The organism is Streptomyces sp. NA02950, from assembly GCF_013364155.1.
Classification (GTDB): Bacteria; Actinomycetota; Actinomycetes; order Streptomycetales; family Streptomycetaceae; genus Streptomyces.
In genome coordinates this window covers 5,914,856-5,935,290 of record NZ_CP054916.1, presented here as the reverse complement: position 1 = coordinate 5,935,290, position 20,435 = coordinate 5,914,856, and the positions used below count along the sequence as shown (strand labels likewise).

Sequence of the window (20,435 nt, the reverse complement as noted above, 5' to 3'; positions counted from 1 at the left end):
GCCGAGAGTCCGTCACCAGCCCGCTGCGTCGGAAACCACCTCGTAGACGCCGCGCAGATTGACCATCCGGCTGAGTTCGGACTGATTGATGACAACGTTGAACTTTTTCTCCAGCGCCGCCAGAATTTCAATGGCCCGCAGCGAATCCGCGTCGTGCTCTTCCTTGAAGAGACTGGCCTCTGTGACCTCGTCCGGGTCGATCTCAAGGATATCGGTAACGATTTCCTTGATGGTTTCCCGGCGCTCTTCGACGATGGCGGACATTACCGCGCACCTCCATTTTTGGGCATGGGCAAAGCGACGAAGCTGCCAGTGACGCTATGCGCCGGTTCCGGAGCGGACAACCCCCGAGTCCACTACCTGTCATGTGCCCGTTAAACCCTGCCGGTCGCCCTCGGCGGCTGTCATAAAGCTGCCGAGGGCGGCCGGTTACCGCAGCGTATGATCGCGAGATCCGCAAGAAAATGTCAGGAAGCTGACGCGCAGACCGTGCAATTCGCCCGGAATCCGACCGCCCTCGGCAGTGGACGTCAGCTGCCGTCGGGCTCCATGAGCCCGGCGCGCGCGGCGCGCACTCCGGCCTGGAACCGTGATTCGACCTTCAAGTCACGCATGATGTCGGCCACATAGCGCCGGTAGGTCCGCACCGACAGGCCCAGCTTGCGGGCCGCCGCGTCGTCCTTGTAGCCCTCGGCCATCAGCGTCAGCACCTCGCGCAGCACCCGGCCGCGCGCACCGCCCTCGAAGGACAGCGGCCGCATCGGGCGCTGGGCCGTGTCCCACATCCCGCACAGCAGCTGGTGCAGCATGTCGGCCACGGTCGAGTTCTGGATCATCGAGGCCCGGGATCCGCCAGGTTCGCCCGGGGAGGCGTCGGGCGCGATGACCGCGCCCCCGTCCACCACCACCAGCTCCTGCCGCACCCCGTCGAAGACCCGGACGTCCAGCCGCTCCACCGCCCCTACCGAGCACTGCCAGGCGGCCCCGCGGATCACCCGCGGCGGGCACAGCATCCGCGTTCTGACGCCCTTGCCCGCCAGTTGGGCGAGTGTCTGCGCGATCAGCCGGGCGTGTTCCTCGCCCGTCACCTCCGGCAGACTCCAGATCACATCGTGCTCGGCGCGCAGCACCAGCCGCGCCACCCATCCGGCCACCGCTTCCCCGGCCACCGGGAGTTCGGCGGTCGCGGACGCCATGACACTGCGCCGATGATGATGAACAGCCGCCTCCAGCAGGCGTAACGCCTCTCCCAGCGCCTGCTCCAGGTTGTCCGACCTCGCTTCCGGTTCCATACGAACCGTCCCCCTGGCGCCGGCCCCCTTGTCAATATCGTCGATAGGCGCATGATCATTTAGTTGAATTCCGAAATGGCTCAAAGGACACCCCCGCTCCCTTTGTCGCACAGTAACGAGCCGCCCCCCGTACGGCAAGGAAGATCGTTACGTATAGGACAGTTCTCGCCGGGAAATACCCTCGTGTTCCGGCCGCTGAACAGGCCGGCGCCACCAAGGGGCTGCGCCTCAGCTCGGCCGATTGGTAACTTCCTCAATGAGCCAGCGCATGAGCCAGCAAGCCGTCCCTTGACGTACGACGCGGACCCCTGCACCTCCGTGGTCCCGAAAGGCGCCGCCCCCATGGCTGCACAGAACACCGCGACGACCGACGCCGCTCCGGCCGAGCCACCGCCCTCACCGACCGGCCGTCAATGGCTCGCACTCTCCGTGCTCGTCCTGTCCCAGCTGGCCGTCTGGCTCGACAACACCGTGCTGAACGTCGCGCTCAAGACCCTGGCCGACCCCGACGAGGGGCTCGGCGCCAGCCCCAACCAGCTCCAGTGGAGCATCAGTTCGTACACCCTGGTCTTCGCGGTGCTGCTGTTCACCGGCGGGGTGCTGGCCGACCGCTACGGACACCGCAGACTGCTGCTCACCGGCATGGTCGTCTTCGGCGCCGCCTCCGCCTGGGCCGGATACGCGGGCTCGGCCACCGAGCTGATCGTCGCCCGGGGCGCGATGGGCATCGGCAGCGCCCTGATCATGCCCGCCACCCTCGCCCTGATCGCCCAGGTCTTCGACGAGCGGCACCGCGCCACCGCCATCGCCATCTGGTCCGGCTCCAGCGGTATCGCCATCGCCACCGGGCCGATGCTCAGCGGGGCGCTGCTGGACCACTTCTGGTGGGGTTCGGTCTTACTGGTCAATGTGCCGATCGTGGTGCTGTGCGTGGCCGGGTCGCTGGTCTTCCTGCCCGGTGTGGGGCAGCGCGTCCGGCAGAAGTTCGACCCGCTGGGCGTGGTGCTCTCCACCGCCGGGCTGTTCGCCATCGTCTGGGGCGTCATCGAGGGCGGCCACCGCAACGACTGGACCGACCCTGCCATCGTCGGCGCGCTCGCGGGGGGCGCGTTGCTGGTCGTGGTGTTCGTCCTGGTCGAACTACGGGTGGCCAACCCCAGCTTCGACGTACGGCTCTTCCGGGACATCCGGTTCACCGGCGCCGGCGTGGCGGTGATGCTCACCTTCTTCGGCCTGAACGGCTCGATGTACTACACCAGCTTCTATCTGCAAGGGGTGCACGGCCAGACCCCGCTGGAGTGCGGGCTGTCCATCGCCCCCGTCGCCCTGGGCGTCTTACTCGGTGCCCCGCTCTCCGCCAAGCTGGTCCGGGCGTACGGGGTCCGGGCCGTGGTCACCACCGCCATGCTGATCGCCACGACCGGCTTCTTCGCCTACGTCTTCCTCGACGAGCACAGCGGACTTCCGCTGTTCTGGGTCTTCCTCGTCCTCCAGGGGCTGGGCATGGGCGCCGCCGTGGCCCCCACCACCGAGGCCATCATGGCCGTGCTGCCCGCCGACCGCACCGGCGCCGGATCGGCCGTCAACAACGCCATGCGGCAGATCGGGGGCGTGCTCGGGGTCGCCGTCCTCGGCTCCGTCCTGGTCAGCGTCTACCGCGACCGGATCACCCCGCGGCTGGACCGGCTGCCCCCGGGCGCCGCCGACTCCGCGCAGGAATCCCCCGAGGCCACCCGGCTGGTCAGTGCCCGGCTGGGGATGCCCCGGCTGTCCGACCTCGCCGACCAGGGGTTCGTCCACGCCATGCATGTCGCGTCCGTCGTCGGCGCCGTCGCCGCCGCGGCGGGGGCCGCGATCATCTGGTGGACCTTCCGGCGCGGGTCCTCCTCGGCCGGTTCCGGCCACTGATCCTTTCTTGCCACGGATGACGGCGCGGCATAGCCTCCGGGCACAACGTCCGTATTCCGGAAGGCAGTTCCCATGCGCTCCGCTGTCATCACCGCGCCAGGCCAGGTGGAGATCAGAGAGATACCTGTGCCCGAGGTGGGCGACTCCGAGGTGCTCGTCCGCATCGCGGCGTGCGGCATCTGCACCATGGAGGCCAATCTGTACGCCGGGCGCATGAACGTTTACCCGGCCGCCGCCGGCCATGAGATATCCGGCTGGGTGGAGAAGGTCGGCGCCAGGGCCGCCGACCTGGCGGACATGCCCGCCGTCGGCTCCCTGGTCACCCTCGACGGACTCCCCCGCTGCGGTGCCTGCCGGGCCTGCCGCCGCGGCCAGTCCGCCATCTGCGTCGCCCTCCAGGGCCAGGTCCGGGACGATGGCGCCATCGCCATGGGCGCGGGCCTGGGCGAGTACATCGTCCTCCCCGCCGCACGGGTGTGGTCGGTGGGTGACACCGACCCCGCCGTGGCCGCCATGGGCGAGCCGCTGGCCTGTGTGATCCACTCGCTGCGCCGCGGCGGATTCCGCGCCGGTGACCGGGTCACCGTGATCGGCGCGGGCTACATGGGCCAGTTGCATCTCGCCGTCACCCGGCACCTCCAGGCCCGCGGCGTCTGTGTGGTCGAACGCGACGAGCGGCGGCTCGCCGCCATCGCCGACGCCGGGGCCGACGCGGCCGTCACCCCCGGGGACGTCGACCGGCTGCCGCCCGCCGACGTGGTGTTCGTGACCATCGCGTCCAAGGAGTCCATCGCCTCCGCCCTGACCGCCGTCGCCGACGGCGGCACCATCGTGCTCTTCGGCGGCGGCCCCGGCGGCCCGCCCGCCGAACTGCCCGGCTACGAGGTGCACCGCCGCCAGCTCACCGTCACCGGCTCCTTCAGCCATGAGCCCGACGACTGGCGGGCCGCCGCCGAACTGCTGCGCGGCGGCGGTCTCGGCGAGCGGCTCCAGACCCTGGTCACCGCCCGCTACGCGCTCGACGAGGTGGAGAAGGCGCTCCAGCAGACCGCCGGGACCCCCGTCTACCGGGTCGTCGTCACCCCCTGACGCCGCGGGTCCCGAGCCGCCCCCGAGCCACCCGAGCACCCCTGAGAAAGGACCGCCGTGCCCCTGCGCGTAGGCGTACAACTCCACCCCCAGCACACCGGAATCGCGGAACTGCGCACCGCCTGGCGCGAGGCCGACGCCCTCGGCGTCGACTCCCTGTGGACCTGGGACCACTTCCTCCCGCACACCGGTGATCCGGCCGGCCGCCACTACGAGTGCTGGTCGCTGCTGTCCGCGATGGCGGTGGAGACCCAGCGGGCCGCCATCGGCCCGCTGGTGAGCTGCACCGCCTTCCGCAATCCCAATGTGCTCGCCGACATGGCCCGCACCGTGGACCAGCTCAGCGGCGGACGGCTGGTGCTGGGCCTGGGCGCGGGCTGGTTCGAGGCCGAGCACACCGAGTACGGCATCCCCTTCCCCGGCCCGGCCGAGCGCATGGACGCCTTCGCCGCCGCCGTCACGGCCGTCAAACAACGGCTGGCCCGGCTCAACCCCGGGCCCGCCGGACGGCTTCCGGTGCTGATCGGCGGGGGCGGGCGGCGGCGCACCCTGGAGCTGGTGGCCCGCGAGGCCGACTGGTGGAACTGGTACGGCTGGGCCTCCGAGGACCCGGTCGCCGAGTTCCGCGAGCTGAGCGGAGTGCTGGACCACTGGTGCGAGCGGGTCGGCCGGGACCCCGGCGAGGTCGCCCGTACGGTCATGGTCAACCCGGACCAGCTGCCGCTGGTCGAGGGGTTCGCCGAGGCCGGGGCGGTCCATGTGGTGGTGTCCCTGCCCGCCCCCTACGATCTGCGCACGGTCGAGGAACTGCTCAAGGTGCGCGCCGCGCTCACCACGTGACCGAGACCCGGCCCGCCGCCGCCCGTACGCCTCTGGGGCGGCGGTTCGGCCTGCTCATGGGCGTGCTGCTGCTGTCCAGTCTGGGCAACGGGCTGTGCTTCCCGTTCACCTCGATCTACATCAGCCGGCTGCTGGGGCTCGGCTCCCGGGCCGCGGGCGGATACTTCATCGCGATGGCCGCGGCCAGCTTCGCCGCGGCCCTGCTCGGCGGTCCGCTGGCCGACCGCCGGGGCCCGCACCGGGTGGGGGCGATCGGCGGTGCGGCGCTGGCGGTGGGGTACGGACTGCTGGCCCCGGCCGACGGGGTGGCGCTGGTGCTGGTCTCCGGCGCGTGTGTCGGGGTCGGCTTCGGGCTCTTCTACGCCTCGATCGTGGGCGTGGTGGACCTCGCCGTGCCGGAGAGCGGCCGCCGGACGGCGTTCACCGTCCGGCACATCGTCAACAACGCCGGGATCGGATGCGGTTCGGTGGTGGCGGGTCTCGCCCTGCACGGTGCCGGGACCCCGGCCGGGACACTGCGCTGGCTCTATCTGGCCAACGCGCTCGCGGCGGTTCCGCTGGTCGTGGTGATCCGGGCGCTGCGGCCCGGGGCGGCGGACCCCCGGACCCCGGAGGAAACGGCGGAGGAGGCCGCGGAGACGGCGCCGGAGACGGGCGGCGGAACGTCCGGGCCGACCTACCGCACCCTGCTGCGGGTCCGGCCCATGGCGCTGCTGGTGGTCGCCCAGGCGCTGTTCGCGATCGTCGGCTTCACCCAGATCGAGGCGACCGTCCCGCTGCTGATGCACGACCACATGGGCATCACCCTGGGCTGGGTGAGCGCCGTGGTGGCGGCCAACTCCTTCGCCCTGGTCGCCCTTCAGCCGCTGCTGAGCCGTCGGCTGGAGCGGCTGCCGGAGACCGTGAGCCTGGCGGCCGGACCGGTGCTGTGGGCCGGGGCGTTCGGCTGCGGTCTGGGCGCGGCGCTGGCCGGGCCGTCGGCCCCGGACGCGGTGCGCCACGGACTGCTGCTGGCCTTCGCCGTGGTGTTCGCGGCGGGTGAGCTGACGTACTCCTCGGCGTTCTATCCGCTGCTGCTGCGCTGGTCGGGCGACGAGGCGGTGGGCCGGGCGAGCGCGCTGGCCTCCCTGGCCTGGAACCTGGGCACCGCCTCGGGCCCGGCCATCGGGCTGTTCGTGATCTCCCAGTCCTCGGTGACGGGCAGCTGGGTGGCGCTGGCGGCCGGAGCCGGGGCCGCCTTCGCGGTGTCGGCGGCCCTGCACAGGCCGGCGGCGGACAGGAAGCGGGCGGCGGATGCGTGAGCGCCCGCCGCCCGCGGGCCGGTCTTACCGGCGATCGCTCATGCCTTCGGCAGATACGAGTTGTCGTAGGCGTCCTCGGGGGTCACGGTCTTCCCCAGCAGCCCCTGGTCGTACATGAAGTCCGCCATCCGGGTCCAGGTCTGCGGGTCGTTGACGCCCACCTCGCCCTGGTCGTTCTTCAGCAGCGGGACGGTGGCCTTGAGCACCGCGCGCGCGTTCTTCTTCTGCTTGTCGCCGCGCAGGCTCGGTACGTACTTCTGGCTCAGCTCGATGGTCTCGTCCGGGTGGTCCATCACGTACTGCATACCGCGCAGCGAGGCGTCGACGAACTTCTTCATCTCGTCACCGCGCTCGTCCAGTGTGCTCTTCTTGGCGCCCAGACCCACGCCGACCAGCGGTTCTCCCTTATCGCCCGAGTCGAGCGTAATCGCCCGTACCGCGGTCCCGGCCTCCTTGAAGGCGATGGCGTCGTTGTTCAGGTAACCCATCACGCCCTCGACCTTCTTTCCGGTCAGGGCGGCCTGCTGGGTGAAGCCGATGTTCTGGACCTTGGCGTCCTTGGTGGAAAGGCCGGCCTCCTTCAGGAGCGCCAGCAAACCGAAATATGTCTCGCCAAAGGGGCCGGGGGTGCCGATCTTGCGGCCCTTGAGGTCCGCTGGTTTCTTGATACCGGAGTCCTTGGGGACAATCAGACCCACCGGGTATTTCTGGTAAAAGGTGGCGATGTCCACGACCGGCACATTTTTGGAGCGGGCCTGGAGCATCTCGTCGCCGCCCGCGTAGACCACGTCTTCCTTGCCCGACTTCAGGGCCCCGAAGAGGTCTTCGGCCGCACCGTGGTGACGTAGGGTCACATTCAGTCCGGCGTCCTTGTAGTAGCCCTTTTCGGCAGCCGCATAAAACGGTGCGAACTGGATGTTGGGCGTATACGTCAGCCCGACGGTGATGCCCTTGCCGCCCTTGCCCCCCGCGTCCTTCGGCTCCTCGGCGCATGAGGTCAGCATGGCCAGAGCCACAGCCGACGCAAGAGCCGCCCCCATGACCCGGTGTCTGCGGGTTCGGCTCATGGACGTCCTCACAAAACGCACTACGTCTCCTCTTGAGTGAACGATGTCAGTCGCGCTGAACGAGCTTCTCGGCCAGCCGGACCACCCCGTACTGGACGGCCGCGAGCAGGCAGAGCATGACCAGCGTGGCGAACAGGCCCTCGGTGTCGGCCTCCTGGCGCTGGATGGTCAGCAGCTGCCCGAGCCCCTCACCGCCCATCACGAACTCACCGACGACGGCGCCGGTGATGGAGAGCGTGAGGCCGTTGCGCACCCCGGCGAGAATGCTGGGCAGGGCGAGCGGCAGCTCGATGTACCAGAGCATCCCCCACCACCCCACGCCGTCCACCCGCGCGGCCCCCATCACATCGGGGTCCAGCGAGCGCAGCCCGAGCACGGTGTTGACCAGGATGGGGAAGAACACCAGCAGGGCGCAGAGCACCGCGATGGGCAGCAGTCCGTAGCCCAGCCACAGGGCGAACAGCGGGGCCAGCGCCACCGCGGGCACGGCCTGCGAGGCGGCCACGTACGGCTGGAGCGCCGCGGCCGCCAGCTCGCTGCGGGCGATGAGGTAGCCCAGCGGCAGCGCCACCGCGATCCCCAGACCGCCGCCCGCCAGCGCCTCCCACACCGTCTCCTCGGTGTAGTCCAGGAGCTGGCCGTTCCGCACCTCGTCGAGGAAACGGCTCGCCAGCGCGCCCGGCCCGGGCAGATAAAAGTCCGCAACCATTCCGGTACGGGTGACGATGTCCCATACGAGAAGCAGCACCAGCCCGAATACCAGCGGCGGAAGCACTCCGTGGAACACGGTCCGGCGGCCCTTCACGGGAACACGACGGCCATGCGAACCCCTGTTGTTCTGCTGCCCTCTGCCCCCGTGATGTGCCTTTCCGGTGGTGTCGCCGGACTTTCGCGCACGTCCCGGTCGGGGTGAATGCGACGCCGTGGTCCTCGGCGCGCCGCTCGCGGCCGCCGTGGCGGTCGCACCCCTTCCATCCCCTTCGGTCATCCCCAAATCCCCTTGCAATACCGGCTGTTGCCTTCTCGGCACGCCCGCGTGCAACCTATCGCCCGTACGCCGCGGATTACAATGTCGATGGGGAAAACGAAATAGTCACGTCGGCGGATTTCCATGTTTTCGCGCAGGCAGCGGGGCATGTTTGGCGCGCAGCATCTCCAGCGCCGCGATGAGGGTCTGCCGGGTCAGCGCCGGATCGATGACATCGTCGACGAGCCCGCGCTCGGCCGCGTAGTAGGGGTGCATCAGCTCCGCCGTGTACTCCTTGACCAGCTGGCCGCGTACGGTGCCGGGGTCCTCGGCGGCGGCGATCTGACGGCGGAAGACCACATTGGCCGCGGCCTCGGCGCCCATCACCGCGATCTCGTTGGTCGGCCAGGCGAAGGACAGGTCGCAGCCGATGGAGTGGGAGTCCATCACGATGTACGCCCCGCCGTACGCCTTGCGCAGGATCAGCTGGATGCGCGGCACGGTCGCGTTGCAGTACGCGTAGAGCAGCTTGGCGCCGTGCCGGATGATCCCGCCGTGCTCTTGGTCCACCCCGGGCAGGAAGCCGGGTACGTCCACCAGCGTGACCAGCGGGATGTTGAACGCGTCGCAGAACTGGACGAACCGCGCCGCCTTCTCGGAGGACTCGATGTCCAGCACTCCGGCCAGCGACAGCGGCTGGTTGGCGACGACACCCACCAGATGGCCGTCCAGCCGGGCGAGGGTGCACAGCACGCTGGTGGCCCACCGCTCGTGGATCTCCATGTGCTCGCCGTCGTCGACGATCTCCTCGATGACCGCGCGCATGTCGTACGGGCGGTTGCCGTCCAGCGGCACCAGGTCCAGCAGCGCGTCGCAGCGGCGGTCGGGGGGATCGTCGCAGGGAACGACGGGCGGGGTCTCCCGGTTGCCGGCGGGCAGCAGGGAGAGCAGATAGCGCACCTCCTCCAGGCAGCTCTCCTCGTCGTCGTAGGCGAAGTGGGCCACCCCGGAGGTCTCGGCGTGCACATCGGCGCCACCGAGCCCGTTCTGCGACACCTTCTCGCCGGTCACCGCCTGCACGACATCGGGTCCGGTGATGAACATCTGCGAGGTGTCCCGCACCATGAACACGAAGTCGGTGAGCGCCGGGGAGTACGCGGCGCCGCCCGCGCACGGGCCGAGCATCACGCTGATCTGCGGGATCACTCCCGACGCCCGGGTGTTGCGCTCGAAGATCCCGCCGTAGCCCGCGAGCGCGGAGACGCCCTCCTGGATCCGGGCGCCCGCACCGTCGTTGAGGGACACCAGCGGTGCCCCGGTGGCCAGCGCCCGGTCCATCAGCTTGTGGATCTTCTGGGCGTGGGCCTCGCCGAGCGCCCCGCCGAAGATCCGGAAGTCATGGGCGAAGGCGAACACCGTACGGCCGTGCACGGTGCCCCAGCCGGTGATCACGCCATCGGTGTACGGGCGCCTGTCCTCCAGCCCGAAGCCGGTGGCCCGGTGCCGGCGCAGCGGCTCCAGCTCGGTGAACGACCCCTCGTCGAACAGCAGCTCCAGCCGCTCGCGGACGGTCAGCTTGCCCTTGCCGTGCTGGGCCGCGGTGGCCCGGGGATCGCCCGCGCGCACCTCGTCCCGGAGTCGGCGTAGGACGGCCACCCGTTCGCGGGTGCTGGCGGTGTCGCTCTCCGGCATAGGACGTCCCCCCGTCACTCCGGGCACCGCGCCTGGTGTGCGGCCCGCGGTCAGGGTAGGAACGGGCTGTAAGCCGCTGGTAGAGAATCGCTCAAGGATGGCCGCAAGAGGTCATCGGAGGGCCTTGCGTACGGATCGGTGATGGCCACCGGCTGTCAGCGGGCCGCGGAGTCGGGCGGCTGCTTCAACGGGTCGCCGAGGATGCCGAGTTCGCTGGCGCGGACGCCCGCCTGGAAGCGGGAGCCGGCCTCGAGCAGCTCCAGGATCCCGGTGACATAGCGGCGGTAGGTGCGCACCGAGATCGCCAGATCGCGGGCCGCGGCCTCGTCGGTGACCCCGTCCCGCAGCCGGGCCAGCACCCGTCGCACCATCTCGGTACGGGCGCGGTTGCCGAAGTCGAGGGGGCGGGCGGCGGGTACCGCGCTCGCCCAGATGGTGCCGAACATACCGTGCAGGGTGTCGACCACCAGCGGGTCCTGGACCACCGAGGTCCGGCGCCCCTCGTCGGTCTCGGTGCACACCAGCGCGGTCCGGCCGTCGGCGATCACCGCCGTGGGCAGGGCGACCGTCGCGGTCCGCACATGCGGCGGGCATGGATGGGGGCGGCCCCGCCCACCGGCGCCCCGGCCCCCGCCTGCTCTCCCTGAGCGAGACTCACCGGAGCCGGTGGCTTCGGAGGCGGTGCCTCCCGGACCGGGCCCCTCCACCGGACCGTTCCCCGTCGCCGGACCGTTCCCCGTCGCCGGACCGTTCCCCGCCCTCTGCTCCGCCCCCGGCAGCGGTACGGACACCGGTGCGAGCCCCGGCGGCGGGCCGCCGCCGGGGCCGGATCTGCCGCGCAGCACCCGGACCCGCACCCCCTCGTCGAGATCGGTCAGCAGGACGCCCAGCGCCGCATGCGCCGGCGCCATCCGCGCCGTGGCCTCCGGGAACACCGCGTCCACGCTCCGCCGCGCCTGCGTGATCACCTGCTCGGCGGCGGCCAGGAAGGCGGCATCCTCGATCCCCACCTCGGTGAACTGCGCGTTCCGGGAACGCCGGGCGCGGTGTTCGACAACGGTCGACTCGATGAGCGTCCGCACCTCCCGCAGTGTCCGGTCGAGCACGTCCCCCGCATGCGTGGCCTCCGGCCCCGGATCGCGTCCGCGGTCGTTCATCTTCCCATTTCCTGCCCGGGTTTCCTGCTCGATGACGTGGTCAAGGTCGCGAGCGCCGTCAGTGACGGCTGGGCAGCAGCCCCATTTCCACCGCCCGTACCCCCGCCTGGAAGCGGGAGTTGGCCCCCAGCTCCCGCATGATCTCCGCGACGTAGCGGCGATAGGTGCGCAGGGAGACCTGCATCTCGCGCGCCGCCACCTCGTCGGTGTGGCCGGTGCGCAGACATTCCAGAATGCGCCGGGCCGAATCCCGGCACAACCGCCCGCCGAGCCGCGGATATTCAGCGAGCGCCACGGCGTTCCCCCAGGCCCCCGTGAACATCAGCTCCAGCGCCCGTACCGTGGCGGGGTCCTCGACCAGTGTCGCCTGCCGTCCGCCGCCTGGCGCCGGATCCGTCCGGCCGCCACCACCGCCCCGTACGTAGACCAACTGGCCGTCGACGAGCAGGGCCTCGGACAATCCGCCGTCGCCGACCCGGACCTCGCACCGCGGATCGGTGCGGTCCAGCGCCCGTATCGCGTTCGCGGCGGCGGCCCGCTCCATACAGAGCAACCGGACGGCCAGGCTCCGGCGGGTCCCCCTGGCGGGCCGGGCGAGCGCCGCGCAGACCGCGTCCGTCTGCTCCTCGCTTCCGGACATGACCACCTGCACGGTCCGTTCGGCGCCGTCGACGAGCGTGTCGACGACCTCCGCGAGCGGCACCTTCTCCAGAGCCGTCCCCGCCCAGGAATCCTGGGCCAGCTCCCGGCGGTGCCGTACGACCGTCGACTCGATCAGGTCGCGCGCCGCGAGCAGGGCGCGCTCCACGTAGTCGGGGGCCATGGCCGAAGCAACTGCCGCACTCTCAGGAGAAGGCTCGGATACTCGGACAAGACCAACCATGACTTTCCCCTGAGGGCTTCAGTGACTTACTTTTCCAAATACCGGCCTGGTTCTCGTATTTCCTTTGCCTCAATAGCGAGGCAGCATTGTGCGAAATCAACCTCGACACTAATTCGCACATAGCAACGACGTCAACGCGGCGCGTGAGGTAAAGAGTTGGTCAAATGGCGTGTGGCGGACTGGTGCGCACCGCTCCGCCCCCGCTCCGGAGAGTCCAACTGTCAACAAGTTACGGGAACCCGACACGCGAAGACGAGGTGTTCGTACACAGCGCAGCGGGCCCGCGACACCCCGCGACCGGGCGTACCGGCCACTGTCCGGTTGCTGCCAGCGGCAGGACGGGTGCGGCTCACCCCCGTCCGGGGGTGGTGTCAGATGTCAGGGGCCGCCGAAGCCGATCGGCCGGTGGACGTCCGGCCCCGGATGACCAGCCCCGCCCCCTCGGTGGCGGCCCCACGCTACCGGCGCCGTGGGTCAGGGATCCACCGCTTCGGCATGGAGGGTGAACCAGACCGTCTTGCCGGTGGCGGTGAGTTCGGTGCCCCACTCGTGGGCCGTCTTGCTCAGCAGGAACATCCCGCGCCCGCTCTCGGAGAGGAAGTCGGGCTCCCTGACCACCGGCAGCGCGAACTCGGTGTCGCTGACCGCCGCGTGGATGCCGTGCCGGCGGTTCTCCAGGGCCAGTGCGCACTCCGGCGAGGCGGCATGTTTGTGGACGTTGGACAGCAGCTCGGTGACGCACATCGCCGCGGCGGTGATCAGCTCCTCGCGGCCCCACAGCCGCAGCCGGGCGCCCACCGCGCGGCGTACGTCGGCGAGGGTCTGCGGATGGACGCGGAGGCGCAGTTCGAATCGCTGCGGAATGTTCTCAGCCATATGGTCCGGGGCCCCTCCAAAGCGCGGCGCGTGCCGCCTCACCTGAGCGATCCTGTCCCATGCGCGTGTTACTCGCAATGTTTCGACCCAGCGGGGCAGGACTGGCATATGCCGTCAGCTCTCCGCCAGTTGGCGATACGTCAGACTGGCGACATGTCCTACCAGCCAGTGCCCACGGTCCGGCGCAGACGCCTGGGGTCCGCACTGCGCAGGCTGCGCACGGAAGCGGGAATGACGCTGGGCGCGGCCGCCGACGCCCTGAACGCGGCGGAGCACGGCTCCGCGCACGCCCGCCACTGGACCGCGCCGAAGCTCTCCCGGATCGAGAACGCCAACGCCACGCTCCGCACCGCTGAGGTCACCACCCTGCTGCGGGCGTACGCGGTCGACGACGCCGACGTCCGCGCCGCGCTCGAGGTCCTCGCCCGGGACGCGGCCAAGCGCGGCTGGTGGCAGACCTACCGCGGGGTCGTCGCGCCCGCCTACGCCGACTACATCGCCCTGGAGTCCGACGCGGAGTCCGTCCGCGACTACGCCCCGCTGGTCCTCCCCGGTCTGCTGCAGACCCCCGACTACGCGCGCGAGACCATCGCGGCCCACACGGTGACCCGCGACAAGGCCGAGATCGACGCCCTCGCCGAGGTGCGCCTCGCCCGCCAGGCCGTACTGACCCGCCCCGCCGCCCCGCTGAAACTGTGGGCGGTCATCCACGAAGCCACCCTGCGCCGCCGGTTCACCGGCCGCCCGGCCATCATGACCGCCCAGCTGCGGCGGCTGCTGGAGGTGGCCGCATGGCCGACGGTGACCCTCCAGGTGATGCCGATCGACGCCGCGCCCAACCCCGGTGACGCGGGCGCCTTCACGCTGGTGGGCTTCCGCGGCCCGATGCCGGATGTGGTCACCCAGGAGAACGTCTGCGGTCCGACGTATGTCGAGGGCGCCGATGACGTCCATGTCTTCGCGGACGCCTTCGGCCGGATCGTGGACAGCGCGCTGTCGGCGGAGGCGACCGTGGCCCTGATCGCGGGTCTGGCCGGAGACGGTGCGGTGCCGTCCGGACGGCACCGCACACGAGGTTCGCGCCCCGATCAGAACGATACGTCCGAACAGGCGTAGAAGGCGTTGCCGGTGTCCGCGATCGTCCACACGGCGAGAATCAGATGCCTGCCGCTCTTCCCACCCGGCAGTGTGCCCGAGTGCGAGAGCGAGGACGGCGGCCGCTGACCGTTGTACGGCACGGTCAGGAACGGCTGCGGTTCCAGGCTCGCGCGGGTCAGCTTCTGGCTGGGATTCCACCCGTTCCTGGTGATGTAGTACCGGAAGTCGGTCGTCGCGTGCGAGGCGGTGAAGCGCCAGTTGAACGTGTAGCTCTGCCCCGCGCTGACCTTGGTCGCGGGCCAGTTGCCGCCCCGCGGATCGTCGAGCTCCGCGAACCGGCTGTTGCCGCCCGCACAGATCGACCCGTCAGCCGGCCCGCCCGCCGGGAACCCCTTGGGGCCCTCGACGCTCTGCGGCTCCCACTGGATGGCGCCGCACCCGGTGACGGTGCCGTTGGCACAGAGTTTCTGGCGGCTGATCGGAGAGTCGGTGTACCCGTGGCTGGAAGCGCTGCCGCCGGTCGCGAGGACGGAGACCGCCGCGAGACCGATGCCGATGACAGCAGCGCGGATCTTCTTGCGCATGCTTCGCTCCTGAAGACGTGGGGAGTCCATGAGCCGTGCACTGCGGTCTAGACCAAGTCTGAGCGTAGCGAGCAGTTTTGGACATGTCCATACCAATGCCCTGGGTCCGGAAGCCGCTGGTCCGGAGCACCCTCCGGGGTCCGGTAGGATTCCCCCGTCAGCAGGCGCCGCTAGCTCAGTTGGTTAGAGCAGCTGACTCTTAATCAGCGGGTCCGGGGTTCGAGTCCCTGGCGGCGCACCGTGGCTTACGCCACTGACCTGGGGCCTCTCGGTTCACCGAGAAGCCCCGGTCTCTTTTTGCGGCCCCTGGACCGCTCACACCCCCGCGGGCGCGACTGACGGCCGTGACCGGCCCCGTTCCACGGCGGAGCCCCGGCGCCGTCGCGCCGGGGCTCCTTCAATGTGATGCTGGTCAGCAGTTCGGGCACGGGTCGCATTCGCGCACCCGGACGTCGTCAAGGACCGGTCCGGCGGCCGTGTTGGTGGTGCTGGCGAACGCCAGGGTCGTGGACGTGCCGGTCGCCACGAAGGACACTTCCCGGGTCACGTAGCCCATGTTCGTCGTGGACTTGCCCGTGGTGTCGAAGGTGAAGTCCTGGAAGTTCTGTCCGTCGACCAGGACCTTCCCCGTCTTCACGGCCGGACCGGCCCCGGGGTTGCCCGCGAGGGAGTACGTCACCGTGTACCTCTTCCCCGGGACCGTCGTGAACGTCTGGGCCACGGTTCCCCCACTCTGGCCGCTGAGGTCGACGGACTGATCGCCCTCGGCCGCCTGCCAGTACCCCGCACCGATCAGGTCGACGCTTCCGGCGGTGACCTTCCACGGGCCGATGGAGCCGCCCGCCGTCACCATCTGGAACGTGTTGGCCGACACTGTGGGCGTCTCGAAGCTGCCGTCGTCGAAGTGGCTGGTGGCGGCGGCCATGGCGCCGGTACCGGTACCGGCGAGAACACCGGCGGCGACGACAGCGACGAGTAAGGCACGAATGGACGACATATCCCCTCCTGGAGGAAAGATGCGTGTGGGTCCGGATTGGCCCGCCGCGCAAATCTCCCGCACGGCCGGGCGGGCCGCCAAGGCCGGGCCCCCGGCGCACCGGAGTGTGCGCCCCTGTCGGCCGCGCTGGTCACGCGGGGCGTGTACCCCTACGGCCCTCGCACTTCGAGCATGTCTCAAGTGGTCGCCGCGACATGCGCCCACACCGTCTTGCCGGGTCCGCGACGGTCGCGGACGCCCCAGCGGTCGGCCAGGGCCTCGACGAGAAGCAGGCCGCGACCCTGTTCGTCGTCGGACGCGGGGACCTTGGGGATGGGCTCCGCGTCGTGGGTGTCCGAGACCTCGATCCACAGACGGCCCGCCTGGTCGTCGTACCGCAGCAGCAGCGTGAAGTCCCGTCCCGGGACGCGGCCGTGGAGCGCGGCGTTGGCGGACAGTTCGGCGACCACGAGCACGGCGGCTTCGTAGCCGCCGACCCCGGGGGTGAACCCCCAGTCGGCGAGCTGGTGCACGGCCAGCAGCCGGGCCAGCCGGGCACCGCGCCGGGTGGCGGAGAAGCGCTGCGCGAACGTACGTACGGTGACGGGGACTTGGCCCTGTGGAGCGGTCATGGCGGAAGCGTTCCGGGGACGACCGGCCGTCAGCCAGGTCCGACACCCACCCAGTTTCGTCTGTACCAGTGCACGCACTGGACCGCCTTGGTCACTGCCCGTGACCATACGGGTATGACAACAGACAGGGAACCGGAAACGTCGGAGAGCCTCAAGACCTTTGGCGCGGTGTTAAAGGCGCTACGCGACGAGGCGGGCCTGACCCAGGAGCAGTTCGCCCCGCGCGTACGGTACTCGGCGACGTACATCGCGAAGGTGGAGCAGGGTAGGCGCTTCCCGCCGAAGGAGCTGATCCCGCGCACGGAGGAAGTCCTGGGCGCCCCGGCCGCCCGCATCCTTGGCGCGGCGTACCGGACGCTGACCCGGAAGGTGGGACTGGCGTCGTGGTTCCTGCGGTGGGCGGGGATCGAGGAGGAGTCGGTGTCGCTCCTCACGTACGAGTGCGCGGTCGTTCCGGGTCTGCTTCAGCCCGAGCCGTACATCCGCGCCATCTTCGACCGCTACATCCCGCACACCTCGGCGGAGCAGTGCGAGCAGCAGGTGATCGCCCGTCTGGCCAGGCAACGGCTGCTCACGGACCGGCCGAACACCTCGTTCTGCTTCGTGGTCGAACAGGCGCTGCTGGACCGGGGCTTCGGAGGGCCCGGCGTCACCAGGGCGCTGCTCGACCACATCCTTGAGCAGCAGCGCCATCGGAACGTCGAGGTCCAGGTCATGCCGCTGCGGCAGGAGGATCACTCCGGGTTCGAGGGTCCGATGTGCCTTGCCGAAACGGCCGACCACCGATGGATCGGGTATCTCGAAGCGCACGACAGCAGCGTCCTGATCACCGACCCAAAAGCCGTCAGTGCGATGCTTCAGCGCTATGGCAAACTGCGCTCACAGGCTCTGAGCCCTCAGGCCACTACGAGTCTGCTGGAGCAGATGCGAGGAGCGCTATGAGCAGCAGCACCACCGAACGCGACTGGTTCAAGAGCAGCTACAGCGGCGGCGGCGGGGGCAACTGCGTCGAGGTCGCGATACGCCCCGACACCGTCCACGTCCGCGACTCCAAGGACATCACCACCGGCTCACTCACCGTCTCCCACGACGCCTGGGCCTCCTTCCTCGCACGCCTCTGATCACCGCGCGCCACTCCCGGTAAGCTGTTCGGATCGGAGGTGGCGGTGGCCGTGGCGGCGCATACGCGGGGGATGGCGAGTGACATCCAGGAACGCATCAAGCGGCTGATCGTCGACCGGCGGCTGTCGTCGGGGGCTCCGCTGCCCACCGAGACCGAGCTGATGGAGTTGCTCGGGGTCAGCCGCAACTCCGTGCGCGAGGCGCTCAAGGCGCTTCAGGCCATGGGGATCGTGGAGATCCGGCACGGCTTCGGGACCTACGTCGGACCGATGTCGATGGCGCCGATGATCGAGGGGCTGATCTTCCGGACCGTCGCCGGGCACTACCGCGGTGAGGAGAGTCTGCTCCAGCTGCTGGAGCTGCGCGAGGCCGTGGAGACCGGGCTGATCGCGCGGCTGGCGGGGCGGATACCGGAGGCGGACCTCGCCGAGCTGGACGCGATCGTCCGGCGCATGGAGGCGGAGGCCGAGGCCGGAGCCGTACGGGCGGAGACGGACCGGGCGTTCCACGCCGCGCTGTACGGGAGCCTGGACAACACGCTGCTGAGCGAGGTGCTGGAGGCGTTCTGGGACGCCTTCCACCGGGTCCGCACCGATCTGGTCGACATTCCGACCGACCCCAAGGTGACCTGCAAACAGCACCGGCAGATCCTGGAGTCGGTGCGCTCGGGCGACGCGCTGCGGGCCGAGGAAGCCATCCGCGAGCACTTCGGCAACATCCGCACCCGGCTGCGTTCCCCACACCCCGAGTAGTCGGCATCCCGGTCAGCCGGCACCCCGAGTAGTCGATTTCCGGCCACCACATGCCCCGCTCCCCCGCGCGGTTTTGTCCCGCCCATCCCGGTTCGCCCCTGCGACCGGGCGAACGCGACCACCCCCAGAAGGCGCCGTTCCACCGCCCAACCACACCTCGCATCAGCAAAGTTGGTGGTCGGGCCGCTTGCTGGACATAGCGGGATCGGTTTACTGAGCATTTACTCAGCAAATAACCAGAAGATATTCATTCCGCATCCGTACACCTGTGTGCCTCCACTACTGTGCGGCCTACGGCCGAGGGGGGGCGTTCCGGCCGACAGCACCGACGACACGCGCCAGACCACGCGTGCGGGGGGAATGACTCATGACGTCGACGCCTACCGGCGCCCGGCAGCCTTCGTACGAGCCCTACGACTCGTCCACGACAACCCGCCTGCGCATTCCGCGCCAGCTCCGGAACGGTCCGGTACGCCACCGGCGCCGCCGGCCCCTGCCGAAGTACGACTACGAGCACTACAGCAGGCTCGCCGGACCGCTCACCCGGCCGGATGCCGACCAGCCCTACCGCGTGCGCTACCGCAGTCTGCTCGCGGACGAGCCCCATCGCATACGGGCCGCGCTGCTGCTCGGGGCGGCACCGCTGGTGTCGTTGGGGCTGCTGATCTGGCTGATGCAGCCCTCGCACTGGACCAGCCGGGAGGGCACCAGCTCGACGAGGGCCGTGATGGACACGGTCATGCTGGTCTCCATCGGGCTGATCGAGCTGTTCCGCACGATGAACGTGGTGTCCAACGCCCACGCCACGCTCGTGGCCCGCGACCCCGTGCCCGTGGTGCCCGAGAACGGGACCAAGGTCGCCTTCATCACCACCTTCGTGCCCGGCAAGGAGCCGCTGGAGATGGTGACGAAGACGCTGGAGGCGGCGATCCGGCTGCGCCACCGCGGGGTGCTGCACATCTGGCTGCTGGACGAGGGCGACGACCCGGAGGTCAAGGAGGTCTGCCGGAGGCTGGGCGTCCACCACTTCTCCCGCAAGGGCGTGGAGAAGTGGAACCAGCCCAAGGGCCCGCACCGGGCCAAGACCAAGCACGGCAACTACAACGCCTGGCTGGAGGCCCACGGCGACGCCTACGACTACTTCGCCTCGGTCGACACCGACCATGTCCCGCTGCCCAACTACCTGGAGCGGATGCTCGGCTACTTCCGCGATCCGGACGTGGCCTTCGTGATCGGCCCGCAGGTCTACGGCAACTACGACACGGCCGTCACCAAGGCGGCCGAGAGCCAGCAGTTCCTGTTCCACGCACTGATCCAGCGGGCGGGCAACGCCTACCGCGGCCCGATGTTCGTGGGCACCAACAACGCGGTGCGGATCAGCGCCATCAAGGGCATCGGCGGGCTGTACGACTCGATCACCGAGGACATGGCCACCGGCTTTGAACTGCACCGGCACCGCAACCCGGCCACCGGCCGCACCTGGACCTCGGTCTACACCCCGGATGTGCTCGCCGTCGGTGAGGGGCCGACCGCCTGGACCGACTTCTTCACCCAGCAGCTGCGCTGGTCGCGGGGGACCTACGAGACGATCCTCAAGCAGTTCTGGAAGGCGCCGTTCAGCCTGCCGCCGGGGAAGCTGTTCAACTACACCCTGATGGTGATCTTCTATCCGATGTCGGCGCTGAACTGGATCCTGGCCGCCCTGAGCTGCGCGCTGTTCCTGGGGTTCGGGGCCTCCGGTATCGAGATCGACCCCGCCATCTGGATGATGCTCTACGGCAATGCCTCCGCCCTCCAGATCGGTCTCTACGTCTGGAACCGGAGACACAACGTTTCGCCACACGAGCCGGAAGGCTCCGGCGGGGTCGCCGGAATGGTGATGTCCGCGCTGGCCGCGCCCGTCTACGCCCGTTCGCTGTTTGATGCCGTACTGCGTCGCAAGAGCCGCTTCGTGGTGACCCCCAAGGGCGACTCCTCGAGCCCCGACACCCTCTTCGGCACCTTCCGGATCCATCTTTTCTTCCTGGTGGCCTTCGGCGGGTCGCTCGCCTCTTCCTTCTACTTCGGCCACAGTCATCCAGCGATGACCGTTTGGGCATCACTTGCCCTGGCTATCTCAGCCGCGCCGATCATCGCCTGGTGGTGGACCGTCCGCCAGGAGAAACGGAAAACGCAGCCCGCCCTTGGGGGACGATAAGA

20 protein-coding genes and 1 tRNA gene are annotated in these 20,435 nt (G+C 69.8%); 10 read left to right on the top strand and 11 right to left on the bottom strand.

The features are described from left to right. Positions 1 to 12: 12 nt before the first annotated feature. Positions 13 to 264 carry an acyl carrier protein gene (locus HUT19_RS25975; protein WP_176182775.1) on the bottom strand — a complete coding sequence of 84 codons (252 nt, stop codon included), beginning with the start codon at positions 262 to 264 and terminating at the stop codon, positions 13 to 15. Between the two features lie 266 nt (positions 265 to 530). Beyond that, a complete protein-coding gene (locus HUT19_RS25970; protein WP_254885791.1) occupies positions 531 to 1,196 on the bottom strand; it encodes a helix-turn-helix transcriptional regulator in 666 nt (221 codons plus the stop codon). A 438-nt stretch (positions 1,197 to 1,634) separates the two neighbouring features. On the opposite strand from HUT19_RS25970, the gene HUT19_RS25965 reads away from it, so the two are divergent. The 4 genes from HUT19_RS25965 (at position 1,635) to HUT19_RS25950 (ending at position 6,430) form a co-directional block, all read left to right on the top strand. Continuing rightward, on the top strand, positions 1,635 to 3,200 hold the full coding sequence (locus tag HUT19_RS25965) for an MFS transporter (protein WP_176182773.1): 1,566 nt from the start codon (positions 1,635 to 1,637) through the stop codon (positions 3,198 to 3,200). Positions 3,201 to 3,272: 72 nt separating this feature from the next. Beyond that, positions 3,273 to 4,289 (top strand): zinc-binding dehydrogenase, encoded by a 1,017-nt coding sequence (locus HUT19_RS25960; RefSeq protein WP_176182772.1) that lies wholly within the window; start codon positions 3,273 to 3,275, stop codon positions 4,287 to 4,289. Between the two features lie 57 nt (positions 4,290 to 4,346). Beyond that, positions 4,347 to 5,129, top strand: coding sequence for an LLM class F420-dependent oxidoreductase (locus HUT19_RS25955; RefSeq protein WP_176182771.1), 783 nt, complete (start codon positions 4,347 to 4,349; stop codon positions 5,127 to 5,129). Beyond that, positions 5,126 to 6,430, top strand: coding sequence for an MFS transporter (locus HUT19_RS25950; protein WP_254885790.1), 1,305 nt, complete (start codon positions 5,126 to 5,128; stop codon positions 6,428 to 6,430). Before HUT19_RS25955 ends, HUT19_RS25950 begins: the two co-directional genes overlap by 4 nt. A 38-nt stretch (positions 6,431 to 6,468) precedes the next feature. Here HUT19_RS25950 and HUT19_RS25945 read toward each other — a convergent pair whose 3' ends face one another. The 6 genes from HUT19_RS25945 to HUT19_RS25920 form a co-directional block, all read right to left on the bottom strand. After that, positions 6,469 to 7,497, bottom strand: coding sequence for an ABC transporter substrate-binding protein (locus tag HUT19_RS25945; RefSeq protein ID WP_176182770.1), 1,029 nt, complete (start codon positions 7,495 to 7,497; stop codon positions 6,469 to 6,471). Between the two features lie 46 nt (positions 7,498 to 7,543). Further along, on the bottom strand, positions 7,544 to 8,107 hold the full coding sequence (locus HUT19_RS43240; RefSeq protein ID WP_254886226.1) for an ABC transporter permease: 564 nt from the start codon (positions 8,105 to 8,107) through the stop codon (positions 7,544 to 7,546). A 483-nt stretch (positions 8,108 to 8,590) separates the two neighbouring features. Then, a complete protein-coding gene (locus tag HUT19_RS25935) occupies positions 8,591 to 10,156 on the bottom strand; it encodes an acyl-CoA carboxylase subunit beta (RefSeq protein WP_176182768.1) in 1,566 nt (521 codons plus the stop codon). Between the two features lie 155 nt (positions 10,157 to 10,311). Next, positions 10,312 to 11,313, bottom strand: a complete 1,002-nt coding sequence (locus tag HUT19_RS25930; protein ID WP_176182767.1) for a DNA-binding response regulator — start codon at positions 11,311 to 11,313, stop codon at positions 10,312 to 10,314. 58 nt (positions 11,314 to 11,371) lie between these two features. Then, positions 11,372 to 12,136 carry a response regulator transcription factor gene (locus tag HUT19_RS25925; protein ID WP_254885789.1) on the bottom strand — a complete coding sequence of 255 codons (765 nt, stop codon included), beginning with the start codon at positions 12,134 to 12,136 and terminating at the stop codon, positions 11,372 to 11,374. A gap of 534 nt (positions 12,137 to 12,670) precedes the next feature. Then, complete coding sequence (locus HUT19_RS25920) at positions 12,671 to 13,072, bottom strand: ATP-binding protein (RefSeq protein WP_176182765.1); 402 nt, start codon at positions 13,070 to 13,072, stop codon at positions 12,671 to 12,673. A 153-nt stretch (positions 13,073 to 13,225) separates the two neighbouring features. Here HUT19_RS25920 and HUT19_RS25915 point away from each other — a divergent pair, with 153 nt between their 5' ends. After that, a complete protein-coding gene (locus tag HUT19_RS25915) occupies positions 13,226 to 14,188 on the top strand; it encodes a helix-turn-helix transcriptional regulator (RefSeq protein ID WP_176182764.1) in 963 nt (320 codons plus the stop codon). Here HUT19_RS25915 and HUT19_RS25910 read toward each other — a convergent pair. Further along, positions 14,161 to 14,754 carry a lytic polysaccharide monooxygenase gene (locus HUT19_RS25910; protein ID WP_176182763.1) on the bottom strand — a complete coding sequence of 198 codons (594 nt, stop codon included), beginning with the start codon at positions 14,752 to 14,754 and terminating at the stop codon, positions 14,161 to 14,163. The two genes, HUT19_RS25915 and HUT19_RS25910, sit on opposite strands and share 28 nt — an antisense overlap. A 164-nt stretch (positions 14,755 to 14,918) precedes the next feature. On the opposite strand from HUT19_RS25910, the gene HUT19_RS25905 reads away from it, so the two are divergent. Then, positions 14,919 to 14,992: transfer RNA gene (locus HUT19_RS25905), tRNA-Lys, on the top strand. A 174-nt stretch (positions 14,993 to 15,166) separates the two neighbouring features. On the opposite strand, the gene HUT19_RS25900 is transcribed toward HUT19_RS25905, so the two are convergent. Together HUT19_RS25900 and HUT19_RS25895 are read right to left on the bottom strand one after the other, a co-directional pair. Next, positions 15,167 to 15,751 (bottom strand): choice-of-anchor C family protein, encoded by a 585-nt coding sequence (locus HUT19_RS25900; protein ID WP_176182762.1) that lies wholly within the window; start codon positions 15,749 to 15,751, stop codon positions 15,167 to 15,169. Positions 15,752 to 15,927: 176 nt separating this feature from the next. Continuing rightward, positions 15,928 to 16,362 carry an ATP-binding protein gene (locus HUT19_RS25895; RefSeq protein WP_176182761.1) on the bottom strand — a complete coding sequence of 145 codons (435 nt, stop codon included), beginning with the start codon at positions 16,360 to 16,362 and terminating at the stop codon, positions 15,928 to 15,930. 114 nt (positions 16,363 to 16,476) lie between these two features. Between HUT19_RS25895 and HUT19_RS25890 the strand changes: the two genes are divergently transcribed. The 4 genes from HUT19_RS25890 (at position 16,477) to HUT19_RS25875 (ending at position 20,433) form a co-directional block, all read left to right on the top strand. Further along, a complete protein-coding gene (locus HUT19_RS25890) occupies positions 16,477 to 17,304 on the top strand; it encodes a helix-turn-helix transcriptional regulator (RefSeq protein ID WP_176182760.1) in 828 nt (275 codons plus the stop codon). Beyond that, positions 17,301 to 17,483, top strand: coding sequence for a DUF397 domain-containing protein (locus HUT19_RS25885; RefSeq protein WP_176182759.1), 183 nt, complete (start codon positions 17,301 to 17,303; stop codon positions 17,481 to 17,483). Before HUT19_RS25890 ends, HUT19_RS25885 begins: the two co-directional genes overlap by 4 nt. A 72-nt stretch (positions 17,484 to 17,555) precedes the next feature. Continuing rightward, on the top strand, positions 17,556 to 18,236 hold the full coding sequence (locus tag HUT19_RS25880; RefSeq protein WP_176182758.1) for a FadR/GntR family transcriptional regulator: 681 nt from the start codon (positions 17,556 to 17,558) through the stop codon (positions 18,234 to 18,236). A 367-nt stretch (positions 18,237 to 18,603) separates the two neighbouring features. Continuing rightward, positions 18,604 to 20,433 (top strand): glycosyltransferase family 2 protein, encoded by a 1,830-nt coding sequence (locus HUT19_RS25875; RefSeq protein WP_176182757.1) that lies wholly within the window; start codon positions 18,604 to 18,606, stop codon positions 20,431 to 20,433. Positions 20,434 to 20,435 lie beyond the last annotated feature (2 nt).